This is a genomic window from uncultured Tenacibaculum sp. (assembly GCF_947498805.1).
Lineage (GTDB): Bacteria > Bacteroidota > Bacteroidia > Flavobacteriales > Flavobacteriaceae > Polaribacter.
Genome location: NZ_CANMLT010000003.1, coordinates 157,579 through 172,104, shown reverse-complemented (window position 1 = coordinate 172,104; position 14,526 = coordinate 157,579). Strand labels below are relative to the sequence as shown.

The window sequence follows — 14,526 nt, the reverse complement described above, 5'->3', positions numbered from 1 at the left end:
CTCACACATTTTATAAATTATAATAAAAACAAAATATAACCTATGCGCATGCAATTAATACACATATCGGACGCTGAAAAGCGATTTTTATGTCGTTACCAATAGGTTATTGTAGTATAAAATCACTAAAAAGCGTCCAAGTTTAAAATTTGGACGCTTTTTTTATGAAAAATTTTCAGGCTGTTGAAAAAAGAGTTGCCCGTACTACATAACTAACTACCAGTAGGTTACTAATCTGAAGAAATTCGGACAGGAATCGTATACTTTAAATATAAGGTAAGTGACTGGAAATCAGAAAAATAAACTCAAAAAATAGTTGTGTAGTTCAAAAATCTCTTTCATATTTGCATCGCAATTCAAGCAAAACAAGAGTACAGTTTTAACTACTATGTTTATAATTATCAGGGGAGTCTGGTTTTTATATAAGAAAAATAGAAAGTAAAGCTTAACACATTAAAACGAAGTAAACATGTTAAAATATCAATTCAACATTAGTACAGTAATAGAACCAGGTTCTTTCGTACACATGCTTCGCGACTTCATTCATAAATAAAATTTCAATATGATTAAAGTCCGAAGCAACCAACAAAGTTTCGGATTTTTAATACTACACAATTCCGTTTAGTTTATTTACCATTTCCGAAACAACAAAGCAACGTTTAATAGGAAAATAATTGAAACCAGAACATAAAAAGTCGAAGAGACTTAAAGAGGTTCGTGGTATCTGGAAAAGACAACATCAAATTTGGGAACAAAAGAAAAGTTTAGGTTATATAAAACTTAAAAAACCAATTCGACATGGTTGGTTTAAAGAGATTGTTATAACGCAAAACGTAGATAGATATAAGACCAAAGAACATATTCTTGAATTATATGATATCATAGAAAAAAGATATTGGGGTAGGACTAAAGATGAAGCAGATAAACATTGGTTTCGTCAAATTTCGAAATATCTGATTTATAAAGATTTTCCAACAATAAGTAAGCGTCAATTTAATCGGTTAAGTTATAAAGCACAAAAAATGTGTACTGTGTATTCGTACAGAACTAGGGATAAAAAACTTAGAAAAAGATTTTATGTACGAATTCCTAAAGGTGCCTATCGTATAAAATATACGAGAGCATATGTAACACACTCTAAAAGAATTGATCCAGTTTTGGAAAGCGAAGATGCTTTACTCGACAACAAGTTGTTACAAAAAGGATACTATGAAGCAAATGCAAAATTTTGTGGTTGGAATCGAAAAGATTATTGGACAACACAAGATTTTCAAAAGGATAAACTTAAAGTTAAAAAACAATTAAAAGCTTTACAAAAATATCCAATAGCAGCAATTTTAAATGGAAAAATAACATGGGAAAGAAATTAAAAGGAAAAGACCTAATCAATTTAGGCTTTCCAAAGAATAATAGCATAAACATCGCCTTAGGGCAAATTAACCGATATAGAAAAAAGGAAAAGAAAGAACGCATTTTAGAAGAAGCAAAAGACGTATTGCTTCATCCAGAAAAATATCAAGGAAATGCGATTTGGGGGAAAGTTGCAGAAGGTTTAACCAAACCAGTAGAAGTTAAAATGCATCAATTGCGAAATACAAGAGCTCCATTTTCAATTTATGGAGAAAACGAAATTGATGAACAAGCAAAGTATCAGTTATACGATGCTTTAAAATTACCCATAGCAGTGCAAGGAGCTTTAATGCCCGATGCACATTCAGGGTACGGTTTGCCTATAGGCGGTGTATTAGCAACCGAAAATGCTGTAATTCCATACGGAGTGGGATTAGACATTGGTTGTAGAATGGCATTAAGCATATTTCCGATGAAGGCTTCTTATTTAAAAGGGAAGCAACATCAAATGGAAAACATATTAAAAGAGCACACCAAGTTTGGAATGTATGAAACCCATGCTAAAAAACAAGATCATGAAATATTCGAGCGTAGAGAGTTTCAAGACATTCCTTTGGTGAAGAAGTTAAAGATGAAGGCATATAATCAACTAGGAACTTCAGGTGGTGGAAATCACTTTGTAGAATTCGGAATTGTAAATATCTCTGATGAAAACAATGAATTCAATGTTCCAGTTGGTGAATATGTTGGACTCTTAACGCACAGTGGCTCTAGAGCTTTGGGAGCAAACATTGCTAAACACTATACCTATTTAGCAAGTAAGCAATGTCCGCTTCCCAAAAACGTACAGCATTTAGCTTGGTTGGATATGGACACGCACGACGGACAAGAGTATTGGCTAGCTATGAACTTAGCTGGAGATTATGCAAAAGCATGTCATGATAATATTCATAAACGAATTGCAAAATTGTTAGGAGTAAAACCATTAACAATGATTGAAAACCATCACAATTTTGCATGGAAAGAAGAGGTAAATGGAGCGGAACGTATTGTACATAGAAAAGGAGCAACGCCTGCTAATAAAGGAGCATTGGGAATTATTCCAGGATCTATGACCGCACCAGGATATATTGTTCGTGGATTAGGAAATGAAGAAAGTTTACAATCAGCTTCACATGGAGCAGGGAGAAAACATTCTCGAAGAAAATGTAAAGAGAAATTTACCAAAAGCGATATCAAACATCAATTAAAGATGAATGGAGTAAGTTTAATTGGAGGTGGAGTAGATGAAGCACCTATGGCCTATAAGAATATTAAAAAAGTAATGGGAAATCAGCAAGAGTTGGTTGAGGTAGTAGGAACTTTTACTCCAAAGATTGTAAGAATGGATAAGTAATTATGAATTAAGAATCGTCATTACGATGAGCAAAACTTTGTGAAGCGAAGAAGTAATCTGTTGATTAAATAGGGGATTGCTTCGTTTCACTCAGTTAAAAAAAAGGAAAAAGTTATGGGAGCAAATTATAATATAAAAAGATATGGAGAGGTATGGCCAGATTATAAAATAGAGTTTGGTCTTAAAATTTTAGAAAAATTAAAACAATGGATTGTGGTTTCAGGAGGTTGGGCTTGGCATTTTATGTCAGAAATGAACCACAAAGAGTTCAAACATGCACATGACCATAAGGACATAGACATTTTTGTGAATCCGAAAAATGTAGGAATTGTAATGCAAATTTTACTAGAGGACGGATTCGAAAAAGTTTGGACTAAATATGACCATATGCCAAGCAATGAAAATTTTAGACGCTATGAAAAAATAGAATGGTTACCAACAGGAAAAGAAGTTAGAGTAACGATTGATTTTTTCGAATCTAAGACAATTGAAAGTGTTGAGGTAAATGGTTGGAATGTGGTTGAACCAAGGACCTTGTTAGGTTTTTATGCAAACATTCACACAAGTGATAAATGTTGGGCAGTAAAATCAGCTGTTAAGCTTTTAGAAAAGGGAGAAAACCTAATTGGAAATCCATTGTTGTCAAAAATCCCGTTAATGGGAATAACATAAAAAATGGAAACAAAAGTAATTCAGTTTACCGCAGGTCGTGGTCCTGTTGAATGTACTTGGGTAGTGGCAAAAGTTTTAAAGGTTTTTATAAAAAATGCTATAGAGAATAAAATTAGCTATGAAGTTCTTTACAAAGAACAAGGAGTTGAAAATGGAACGGTACAATCCGTTTCCATTCAACTCAAAGGAAAAGAATTATCGGCATTTTTAAAAAACTGGTTAGGCACTATTCAATGGATTGGAAAATCGACATTTAGAAAATACCACAAACGTAAAAATTGGTTTATAGGCTGTTTTGAATTGGAATGCACAAGTGAATTAACACTTGCTGAAAAAGACATCGAATTTCAAGCAATTAGAAGTTCAGGCCCAGGCGGACAACATGCAAACAAGGTAAGTTCTGCAATTAGAGCAAAACATCGTTCAACGGGAGTCCAAGTATTGGTTTCAGAAAGTCGTTCACAACATCAAAACAAAAAAATAGCGATTGAACGTTTAAAGAATTTAGTTGCTGTATATAATATTGAACAATTAAAAAATGCGGTTAAGCAAGAATGGGAAAACCATTTGAATTTAGAAAGAGGAAATCCAGTTCAAGTATTTAAAGGAACCGATTTTAAACATCAGAAAAAGAAAAAAATATCCTATAAATCTAAACGAAATCAATTGAAGAAAGATTTACGTAAAGAATTAGAATAACAAAGTACTCGTCATTAGGATGAGCGAAACAAAGAAAGATGAAAACACTAGCAAACAATTACATATTTAAAGCATTAGATGCTTTTCCATATGATTTAGAAGAGGCTATGGAAGCTTTGACGTATGCATTGGCATATGAAGAAAAAAATGTGATGGCTTTGTGTTTAATGGGACGCATATATGCAGAACATTTATGTGATTTTGAACAAGCGAAACAATATTATATGGAAGCCTTAGCCGAAAACATCAATGCGTTTCATGTATATCCGCATTACATCAATGTATTGTTATGGAATGAAGATTACGATGAAGCAGAGCGATTAATCGATTTTGCATTGACCTTAAAAGGAGCCGATAAAGGAGTATTGCATGTTGCAAAGGCACAATTGCATGAGCAAAAAGAAAGCTATAAAAAAGCATTAAAGCTTTTAAAGGTAGCAAAGAAGTATATCTATAATGAAAGTTATATGTATACGATTAAAGAGCATATTACAAGAGTAGAAGACAAGATTCCTAAGAAAAAGAAGCAAAAAAGTAAAAAAAAGAAGAAAAAGAAATAACTACGCAAAAAGATTGCGTAATACTGTCGAATATTTGCAGTGTAATTATGAAAAAGAAAACTCGAAGAGTGGGAAAATTGCTAAGAAAAGCCTCATTATAACAAGGAGTATAATGGGGCTATTACAAAAGTTCATTAAAATAAAAGTTCGGTAGCTCAGTGGTTAGAGCAACAGAAAATACTATTCGCTATGAAAAAGCACAGATAGTTCCTAGAAAGATCAAAACTGTGTGTCGCAGGTTCGATTCCTGCCCGAACTGCAATAAACTGACAAAGAAAGTTCCTATATACACCTAACTGTCACTTAGAAATACTTTCCGTTAGTTTATATGGCTCAGTAGCTCAAAGGGTAGAGCACCGTTATTTACTATTCGCTATGAAAAGGCAACAATGGTTCCTATAAAAGATTCAAGATCCGGGTGTTGCAGGTTCGAGTCCTGTCTGAGTCACAAAAAAGATGTACCGACAAAGAAAGTTCCTATAAATCATCATATAGATCTTACTTTCCGTTGGGAAAAAGACAACAAGAGTTCCTATAAATCGGTTCGACTCCGGTATACGTTTGGTCTGTTTACTCTTCGTCTTTTTTAAAAAATAGGTAAATGGTGTTCCTATAAATTTTAAAAACACACCTCACTTATTAAAAATTATGAAAAATGAAAACGTTAAAATTGTTTAATGCAGTAGTTGCTAAAGACACAACATCAGAAGAAAACCCATATATCTCGAAAGATGGATTTATTATTGAAAAGAATGCTTTATGGGTAAAAGAAAGAATTATCGCATATTATGAGAAAGAACGATTGAGTGGAAATGATCTAAACAAAACATTTCATAAGTCATGGAGCAAAATTAAATTTAGTTCTAGAACCCAATTGTATGTTGACCAAATTCAACATTATATTTCAACCTATGGTAGTAATTTCAATAGTGAAGTGTATATACCTATAGAAGTTGTTGATATTCCAGAAGTAAAGTTGGTTTACAAAGTAATTAAGGCGTATACAGTGGAGGGAATGACGCAGAAGTGTTTGTCTTTGCTTCAATCAGGTATTGCCTTAAAGGAAGAAACTGTAAATGATGTAATATCAATATTAGTTGATGAATTAAACTATGAGTTTACGGGAAAAGAAAATATTAAAAATAAGGAAGCTACCGTTAAAATAGCCGATTTATATCATGTATATCCTGAAAATGTAGTGGAGTTCTTTCGATATATTATTTATAGAACTACTGATTCAACGTTACTTATTAAAAATGAAGAATTGATTGATGCTATTAAGAATAGCTCGTATAATCCAACATTAGCATTTAATAAGTACGGATTAGAGAAGCTGGCTGAGATATTTAATCGATTCAAACCATTGTTTTTAGCGTATAAAAATAGAGCACCAAAAGTAATTAACAAGATAAGTAAGTTGTCTAAGAAGTTTCATAAACCAATGGTTTCAAACCCATTAAATGAAGTTACGTATTCATTGTTAACAGAAAAAGATATTCATTGGTTAGATAATGCAACTCCATTTGCTTTATTTAAAGCGTTGAATGCTTGTTATATACGAAAAAATGGTCAAGATACTTTTTTGTATAGCGTAAGAAACGGAAAGTCTTGGGTAAAATCAGGTAATACTTCATATGCAAGTAAAATGAATTACAGTTTCATAGTAAACTATATGAAGAATAGGTTTGATTTATCAAATGCTAAAATATTTTTACCTGATGATGTCGAATATGCTTTACCAACTTCTGAAAAAATGTATGTAGAAAACATCCCTACAGGAACTAAATTTTTTGGAAAGAAAATGGCAGTTGGTATTTATTGGAAAAATGATTGGGGAGCAAGAGATTTAGATTTATCTGGTTTAAATATTGGAGGTAAAGTAGGTTGGAATACAAGTTATAAGCAAGGCAATGGAAGCTTGATGTACTCTGGAGATATTACTTCAGCACCAAGTGGAGCTGTTGAATATTTATATGCAGCAAATGGTTTAAAGGCTCCTACATTGGTAAATAATAATGTGTATTCAGGAAAAGTAGATTGTGAATATAAAATTGTAATCGGTCAAGGAGATCATATTAGTAAAGATTTTATGATGAATCCTAATAAGTTATTTGCCGAAATAAAATGTAACTCGGTACAACATCAAACTATTTTGGGAATGTTTTTACCTGAAAGCATAGAACAGAAGGTCTTTGGAATTTCAATAAAAAGTGAGGCGAAACAATCTTTTGTATTGTTAAACTTTGGAGCCGGGCATACAAGAGTTTCAGGAAATTCAGAAGTATCAACTTTAGCAACAAAAGCATTGTATCAGCAATGGAGTAACCCGTTGTCATTTAAAATGATTGTTGAACTGTTAGGAGCAAGAATAGTAAAGAATAAAGAAGAAGCAAATCACGATTTTTCTTTAGATCTACTAGAAAAAGATAGTTTTATTAAACTTTTTGAATAGAAATAATGAATAAGAATAAAATAATTGTAATAGATATAGAAGCTACTTGCTGGGATGGAAAAACTCCACCAGGACAAGTAAGTGAAATTATAGAATTTGGTATTTGTGTTTTAGATACTGAATCTGGAGAAATAGAAAAGAATAAAGGAATTTTAGTAAAGCCAGAACGATCTGAAGTAAGTTCATTTTGTACAGACCTTACTACAATAACACAAGACTTACTAGATAAAGAAGGTGTTTCATTTAAAGAAGCCTGTGATCAATTACGAAAAACATACAATTCAAAAGAATATGTTTGGGCAAGTTACGGTTTGTATGATTTGAAAATGATTAAAAACCAATGTAAGATCAGAAACATTGAGTACCCTTTATCGCAAGAACATATAAATGTAAAAGAGTTGTTTAGAGAAGTAAAAGGAATGTCTAGAAAAGTAGGAATGAAAGGAGCTTTAGCTATACTAAATATACCTTTAGAAGGAACACACCATAGAGGTGTAGATGATGCAAAAAATATAGCAAAGGTTTTGCATTGGAGTTTAAAAAATAAAAAGGAAGCTGAACGTATTTAAAAATTGATTACTATTGTACTCACAAATGAAATTAAAATTTATACATATCAATAAACAATTAGAACTTTGTTCGTATGGAACTTGCCCAGATATTGGCGAGACGGATGCTATGTATACTAATTTCAAGAATAACAATCGATAGAAATTAATAAAAAGAGATACAAATACAAGCGTCCAATGTAAATTGGACGCTTTTTTTATGAAAAAAATTAAAAGGAAAAATGTTAGACTAATAAGATTTAAAATAAAGAGCTAAAACTGAAAACAATTGAGAGACAGACATTTGTAAATAGGAACTAAATTCGTTTAAATACGAACAGGAAATCTATTGCTTTAAAACGAGTATAACTACCTGATAATCAATAAAATAAATTAAAATTTTCCTTGTGTAATTAAAAAATAGCATTCATATTTGCAACGTCAAAACGAATTAAAAAGAATCGTATAAACAATATAAAATGAAACAGTATTTACAACATAGTATAACCTATCATAATCAATTTCGCTCGCCGAAAAATGATCTACTATTATGTGGAGGAGAAGCTGGGTTCATTTATAAAAAGGAGATAGATGATGGAAATATAAGTTAAGTATTTCATCATTTAAAAAGCATTAAAGCATCTCCTTATACGAGATGCTTTTTTTTTATGCGATAAAACCAGGAAGGACAAGCCAATTTGGTGGTGGCCACAGTTTTGAAAACTGTTCGGAGTTAACGACTCGTGTGGGTTCGATTCCTTTACTCTCCGCAAAAAAGACAAGGTGGCTGAAAGGTTAAGGCAGCGGACTGCAACTCCGCTTTTTATGAGTTCGAATCTCATCCTTGTCTCAATGATTGAAGCAATTCAAACTTGTTTGAGAATTGCGGAAATCCACTTTGTGACTAGATGAGAACACGCAGTAATCTCATCCTTGTCTCAATGATTGAAGCAATTCAAACTTGTTTGAGAATTGCGGAAATCCACTTTGTGGCTAGATGAGAAGGCGCATCACTCTCATTCTTGTCTCGAGGATCTTTGAAATAAAGAAATATATCGTCATTCCGAAGGAGGAACGACTGAAGGAATCTCCTAAAAGAGATTACTTCACTTCATTCGTAATGACATAGTAAGGAAGTGTTGAGCAATTGGTTGGCTCGCCAGATTGTAACTCTGGTCTTTTTTAAGCGTGTAGGTTCGAATCCTACCACTTCCACAAAAATGCTCCACTAGCCCAAATGGAAAAGATTGGTGAATTAAAAACACTGTTTTTATGAAGGCAGAAACGAAGTTTGGGTTTAAGCCCAGTTCAGTCTTGGTTCGAATCCAAGGTGGAGTACAAAATGGTTCATTGGGGTAATGGCTATCCTTCCCGACTGTCTCTCGGGAGATACGAGTTCGATTCTCGTATGAACCGCTTTTACTGGGAAGATAACGATTGGTTGTTTACCTGCTTTGGATGCAGGAGGTTGTAGGTTCGAGTCCTGCTTCCCAGACAAAACCTAGAAAGGTGTGTGTTCAAGGTGACTAAGGGGCATACGAATAGTTCATAGTTGTAAAAAGAAAAAGTAACCCCTAAAGTCACCAAAATTGAGGTATAACTCAGCTGGTAGAGTACCGTGCTTTTAACACGGGAGTCTTGGGTTCGAATCCCAATGCCTCAACAAATAGCAGGAATGACGGAACGGTATACGTGTCTGATTTAGAATCAGAATTTTGAGAGTTCGAATCTCTCTTCCTGTACAAAACAATAATCAGTAATTAATGAAGAATGATCAGTGATTTCTGAATAATTGAAAATGGTGGCTTTAGTTTATTTGGTAAAACATTTCGTTGTGGTTGAAAAGAACAGGGTTCGATCCCCGAAGTCACCCTAAAAAGTAGAAATAAAATAGAAAAAGAAGAAATTGTGGATCAAAAATGGAGAAATTTTAGTGGAAAAGTATTTGATGAATCTATTCTAAATGTGCTTGAAAAAGCTATTGTAAAGGAAAAGAAAGATGGGTATCGTTTAAAGGTTTGTGTTGGGTCAGATTCTCAAGCTTATAAATCGCATATTGAATATGCAACAGCAATTGTTGTATTGAGAGAAGGTAAAGGAGGATTTATGTTTGTTAGAAATACAAAGGGAACCAAACAAATATCTATCAAAGAACGAATGCTTAAAGAGGTAACAATGTCTGTAAATATTGCCTATGCAATTTGCGATATGTTAGACAAGCATAATGTTGCGCTAGAGGTTCATGCAGATATTAATACAGATCCAAAGTTTCAATCGAGTGTAGCATTAAAAGATGCTATGGGCTACATCTTAGGAATGGGGTTTGAATTTAAAGCGAAACCTTTTGCATTTGCAAGTTCATCTTGTGCCGATAGAGTAGTTTAGTCGTAAATTTTTAAAATAAAATTACACTACGCAAAAAGGTTGCGTATTACAGTTAAATATTTGTAGTGTAATTGAAAAAGAAATCCGAATAGTGGGAGAATTGCTAAGAAAAGCCTCATTGTAACAAGGCGTATAATGAGGCCATTACAAAAATCCTCTTTAGCTTAAAAGGAAGAGCTGTGGTAAAAGATTTTCGCAACCATGGAGTGATTGGATGATGTCGTTAATAACACGCTTATTAATGAATAGATTTTGCAGAAGCACCGAAATTAACAGGATTAAAAGTAGGGAAGCGCATTTAGAGCCAATCTGCCTTAAATGATTAAGGAGTGTCAGTTCGAATCTGATAAGAGGAACTAAGTTCATAAACATATTAAGGTCATTACGAGGAACGAAATAATCTGTTCTTCTATGACATTCATAAAAATATCAAGCAAGTCTTGTTGCGTGTTTCTGTATAGCACCATTGTGTACTTTCTTACAGTATTGTATTAGATAAGTATGTGCAACTAGTCTTGAAGGTTTTTGATTGTTTACCAAAAAACAATCTCACTCTATAGGTCACGGGTTCGAATCCCGTCATAATCGAACGATTATGTAGTTCAGTTGGTTAGAACAATAGATTTTTAATTCGTGGGTTCGAATCCCACTATCCGAAAGGATATGGCGGAGTGGTCAAACGCGCTAGACTGTTAATCTGGTAATTATGGTAAGCCGAAAGGCGTGCCGGTTCGAATCCGGTCTCTTGACTTGAGGAAGTCACCATTAAGCTCATCATCTTGTAAAACTGATGACCAAAAGTATTGAATGTGTAATGAGTTTTTAAATGAACACTTACAAACGTACTTTGAAATAATAACCATTGTATACACCATGTATCTGGTTTTAGTAAGTCAGTTATGTCATTATGTGATGTAATCCATTTACTAAATAATGATACTGAAGCTATATCATCTTATTATTTCCGTATCTGCGTAAGCATTCACATTCAAAACTTTTAAAGAAAAACAAACAAATTTCTCCATAAGGAGTAAAGAATGAAATAGAAAACTAAAATTAAAACGAAAAGAAAAATGAAAAGAGTAAGAATTAACCAAGGAAAGGTTGGACTGGTACTTAAAAAAGGTGATTACAAAAGGGTAATTACTTCAGGTGTGTATTGGTTGAGGTTTAATGAAAATGCATTAGAATATGATGTTACCAAAGATTTTTATTCATCAATTCCTTTAGAAGTACTCTTAAAAGATGAAAAATTGGCTGCAATGCTGGAAGTTGTTGAGGTACAAGATAACGAGTTGGTTTTTATGTACGAAAACAAGAACTTTAAAAGCGTTTTAAATGCAGGTAGACATGTTTTTTGGAAAGGACTAATCAATAGAACTTTTCAAAGAATTGATACGAGCAAAATTTATATTACTGAGAATATTGATACATCTCTATTTGCTGCTTATGAAGTAAATAAGTATGTAAGAGTTTTTGAAGTTGCCGCCTATGAAAAGGCAGTGCTTTTAGTAGATGATGTGTATACTAAAACCTTAACAGGTGGTACCTACAGATTCTGGAGAAATCAAACAACGATTAAAATTGCCAAAGTCGATACCAGACAATTGCAATTAGAAATTGCAGGTCAGGAATTGCTTACAAAAGATAAGGCAAATGTAAGAGTAAACTTTTACACGCAGTATAAAGTAACTGATGTTGAAAAAGCTCTATTAGCAAACAAAGATTATGAAAAGCAGTTGTATGTAAGCATGCAATTGGCACTAAGAAAGTATGTAGGGCAGTATTCACTAGATGAGTTACTAGCAAACAAAGAAGATGTTTCTAAAGCTGTTTTTGAAGAAACAAAAGCAGGCGCTGAAAAGCTCGGTGTAGTAATTAAAGGTTGTGGAATTAGAGATGTTATTTTACCTGGAGAAATGAAAGAAATTATGAATCAGGTACTGGTAGCTCAGAAAAAAGCACAAGCAAATATTATTACCAGAAGAGAAGAAACTGCTTCTACAAGAAGCTTGCTAAATACCGCCAAATTAATGGAAGACAACGAAATGTTGTTCAAGTTAAAGGAAATGGAATACGTAGAAAAGATTGCTGATAAGATTGGAGAAATTACTGTGTCTGGAAACGGAAATGTAATTAAACAATTGAAAGAAATCTTTGCAGTAAATAAATAAGAGCTCCAATTGGAGCTCTTTTATGTTAAAAATTCATACTTAATTGAATTCGTTTTCTAGAAATATCTACTTCTAAAACTTTTACTTGTACATGCTGATGTAAGCTTACATGCTCATTTACATCTTTTACAAAAGTATCTGCTAGATTAGATACATGTACTAGTCCACTTTCTTTGATTCCTATATCTACAAAACAACCAAAATTGGTAATGTTGTTTACAATTCCAGGAAGTATCATTCCTGTTTTTACATCATCAATAGTTTTTATATGCTCATTAAAGCTAAAAGCTTTTGCTTTTTCTCTAGGATCTAATCCTGGTTTTTCTAATTCCTTAATAATGTCTTGTAAAGTTGGTAAACCATAAGAATCGGTTACATATTGCTGTAATTTGATTTGATTTAAAACAGCTGATTTTCCGATTAATCCATCAACTTTAGTATTTAAATCTTTGGCAATCTGTTTCACCAAACTATAACGTTCTGGGTGTACGGCAGAGTCATCTAATATATTATCTCCGTTTTTTATACGTAAGAAACCAGCTGATTGTTCAAAAGCTTTTCCTCCTAATCGAGGTACTTTTTTAATAGCGGTTCTATTGGTAAATGCACCATTTTCATTTCTATAGTTTACAATATTCTCTGCTAGTTTTGGCCCAATACCAGACACATAACTCAACAAAGAAGCACTAGCGGTATTGATGTTAACCCCTACTTTGTTTACACAGTGTGCTACAACAGTATCTAACGATTTCTTTAAGCTAGATTGCTCTACATCGTGTTGGTATTGCCCAACTCCAATAGATTTTGCATCTATTTTTACCAATTCTGCTAAAGGATCTGCTAATCTACGTCCGATAGATACCGCTCCACGAACGGTTACATCGTAATTAGGAAATTCATCACGTGCAATTTTAGAGGCAGAATAAATAGAAGCACCTGCTTCACTCACCACAAAAACTTCTACTGCATTTTTAAAATGAATTCGTTTGATTAATTGTTCGGTTTCTCTTGAAGCAGTTCCATTTCCGATAGCAATAGCTTCAACTTTATAAGCATCTGCTAAAGAACTAATTTTCTTTATAGCTTCTGTAGATTGATGTTGAGGTGCGTGTGGAAAGATTGTTTCGTTGTGTAATAAATATCCTTGCTCATTTAAACATACTACTTTACATCCTGTTCTAAATCCAGGGTCAATAGCTAGAATTCGTTTTTCACCTAATGGAGCTCCTAATAATAATTGCTGTAAGTTTTTTGCAAATACTTTTATAGCATTTTCATCTGCTTTTTCTTTAGCAATATTAAGAGCTTCTGTACTTAAAGAAGGTAATAACAAACGTTTATAAGCATCAGCAATAGCCAATTCAATTTGATCTGCACATTCATTATGAGAACGAATAATTCGATCTTCCATTTTTTGCAAGGCACGTTCGTTATCGATTTCAATTTTTACACGAATAAATCCTTCTTTTTCGGCACGTAAAATTGCTAATAAGCGATGTGATGGAATGCGACTTAAGTTCTCTTCCCAATCAAAATAATCTTTGAATTTTTGAGCCCCTTCATCATCTTTTTTTGTTTTAACCACTTTGGTAGCTATGGTTGCAAAACGTTCTAATTGATAACGAATATTATTTCTAATGTCGGTTCGTTCATTAATCCATTCAGCAATAATATGTCGTGCACCTTCCAAAGCTTTTTCTTCAGACTCAACTTCGTTATTTGTGTATTTAGAAGCAGTGTAGTCTAAATCATTTACACGTTGACTCATAATCATTTTAGCCAAAGGCTCTAATCCATTTTTACGAGCGGTTTCCGCTTTGGTTTTACGTTTCTTCTTATAAGGAAGATATATGTCTTCTAGTGTAGTAAGATCTTCTACTTTTTCTATTTTCTCCTTTAATTCTTTGGTTAAAAGATCTTGCTCTTCGATCGCTTTTAAAACAGCAACTTTTCTTTTTTCAAGTGCTTCAAATTGCTCTTTTAATTGTACAATTTGACCAATTTCTACTTCATCTAAATTTCCTGTTTTTTCTTTACGATAACGGGCAATAAAAGGAACCGTACAATCTTCATTTAATAATTCAATGGTATTTTGAATTGATTTTTCTGAAATGTTTAAACGATGGGTAATGTATTTTATCAAAGGTTTATTTTTAATTCTTAGTGGAGTCTAGCAAAAATAAGAAATAAAATAATCTAAAAGCAGATGAAATTATGCTGTTAAAAGAAAGTTTTATTGCAAAAAATAACCCCGTAAAAAACGAGGTTATTTATTGTTTAAATTTTAGAG

At 32.9% G+C, this 14,526-nt stretch carries 11 protein-coding genes and 10 tRNA genes; 20 read left to right on the top strand and 1 reads right to left on the bottom strand.

What is annotated here, in order from left to right; translation table 11 throughout:
- The first annotated feature begins 674 nt into the window (after positions 1-674).
- The 20 genes from Q0873_RS06505 to Q0873_RS06410 all read left to right on the top strand — a co-directional run bounded on the left by Q0873_RS06505 (position 675) and on the right by Q0873_RS06410 (position 12,236).
- Positions 675-1,370, top strand: a complete 696-nt coding sequence (locus tag Q0873_RS06505) for a hypothetical protein (protein ID WP_299105198.1) — start codon at positions 675-677, stop codon at positions 1,368-1,370.
- A complete protein-coding gene (locus tag Q0873_RS06500; protein WP_299105196.1) occupies positions 1,355-2,746 on the top strand; it encodes an RtcB family protein in 1,392 nt (463 codons plus the stop codon). The genes Q0873_RS06505 and Q0873_RS06500 overlap by 16 nt, the downstream gene beginning before the upstream one ends.
- Before the next feature lie 114 nt (positions 2,747-2,860).
- Positions 2,861-3,418 (top strand): hypothetical protein, encoded by a 558-nt coding sequence (locus tag Q0873_RS06495; RefSeq protein WP_299105194.1) that lies wholly within the window; start codon positions 2,861-2,863, stop codon positions 3,416-3,418.
- A 3-nt stretch (positions 3,419-3,421) separates the two neighbouring features.
- Positions 3,422-4,117, top strand: a complete 696-nt coding sequence (gene prfH, locus Q0873_RS06490; protein WP_299105192.1) for a peptide chain release factor H — start codon at positions 3,422-3,424, stop codon at positions 4,115-4,117.
- A 38-nt stretch (positions 4,118-4,155) separates the two neighbouring features.
- Positions 4,156-4,677, top strand: coding sequence for a hypothetical protein (locus tag Q0873_RS06485; protein ID WP_299105190.1), 522 nt, complete (start codon positions 4,156-4,158; stop codon positions 4,675-4,677).
- Positions 4,678-4,821: 144 nt separating this feature from the next.
- Positions 4,822-4,936: transfer RNA gene (locus Q0873_RS06480), tRNA-OTHER, on the top strand.
- Positions 4,937-5,007: 71 nt separating this feature from the next.
- A tRNA-OTHER gene (locus Q0873_RS06475) sits at positions 5,008-5,125 on the top strand.
- Positions 5,126-5,332: 207 nt separating this feature from the next.
- Positions 5,333-7,129: a hypothetical protein gene (locus Q0873_RS06470; protein WP_299105188.1), complete on the top strand. Its 1,797-nt coding sequence runs from the start codon at positions 5,333-5,335 to the stop codon at positions 7,127-7,129.
- 5 nt (positions 7,130-7,134) lie between these two features.
- On the top strand, positions 7,135-7,698 hold the full coding sequence (locus Q0873_RS06465) for a 3'-5' exonuclease (RefSeq protein WP_299105186.1): 564 nt from the start codon (positions 7,135-7,137) through the stop codon (positions 7,696-7,698).
- 458 nt (positions 7,699-8,156) lie between these two features.
- Positions 8,157-8,288 carry a hypothetical protein gene (locus Q0873_RS06460; protein ID WP_299105184.1) on the top strand — a complete coding sequence of 44 codons (132 nt, stop codon included), beginning with the start codon at positions 8,157-8,159 and terminating at the stop codon, positions 8,286-8,288.
- A gap of 75 nt (positions 8,289-8,363) precedes the next feature.
- A tRNA-Ser gene (locus Q0873_RS06455) sits at positions 8,364-8,447 on the top strand.
- A 7-nt stretch (positions 8,448-8,454) separates the two neighbouring features.
- Positions 8,455-8,527: transfer RNA gene (locus Q0873_RS06450), tRNA-Cys, on the top strand.
- A gap of 282 nt (positions 8,528-8,809) precedes the next feature.
- Positions 8,810-8,892 (top strand) — tRNA-Tyr (locus tag Q0873_RS06445).
- A gap of 207 nt (positions 8,893-9,099) precedes the next feature.
- A tRNA-Pro gene (locus Q0873_RS06440) sits at positions 9,100-9,172 on the top strand.
- A gap of 95 nt (positions 9,173-9,267) precedes the next feature.
- A tRNA-Lys gene (locus Q0873_RS06435) sits at positions 9,268-9,340 on the top strand.
- 6 nt (positions 9,341-9,346) lie between these two features.
- A tRNA-Leu gene (locus tag Q0873_RS06430) sits at positions 9,347-9,419 on the top strand.
- Positions 9,420-9,478: 59 nt separating this feature from the next.
- Positions 9,479-9,549, top strand: a tRNA-His gene (locus tag Q0873_RS06425).
- A gap of 36 nt (positions 9,550-9,585) precedes the next feature.
- Positions 9,586-10,062 carry a ribonuclease H-like YkuK family protein gene (locus Q0873_RS06420; RefSeq protein WP_299105182.1) on the top strand — a complete coding sequence of 159 codons (477 nt, stop codon included), beginning with the start codon at positions 9,586-9,588 and terminating at the stop codon, positions 10,060-10,062.
- A 656-nt stretch (positions 10,063-10,718) separates the two neighbouring features.
- Positions 10,719-10,809 (top strand) — tRNA-Asn (locus tag Q0873_RS06415).
- 326 nt (positions 10,810-11,135) lie between these two features.
- Positions 11,136-12,236, top strand: a complete 1,101-nt coding sequence (locus Q0873_RS06410; RefSeq protein ID WP_299105180.1) for a slipin family protein — start codon at positions 11,136-11,138, stop codon at positions 12,234-12,236.
- A 25-nt stretch (positions 12,237-12,261) separates the two neighbouring features.
- On the opposite strand, the gene Q0873_RS06405 is transcribed toward Q0873_RS06410, so the two are convergent.
- The gene (locus tag Q0873_RS06405) at positions 12,262-14,379 is read right to left on the bottom strand and encodes a Tex family protein (protein WP_299105178.1); all 2,118 of its coding nucleotides are present in this window, start codon (positions 14,377-14,379) and stop codon (positions 12,262-12,264) included.
- Positions 14,380-14,526: the final 147 nt, after the last annotated feature.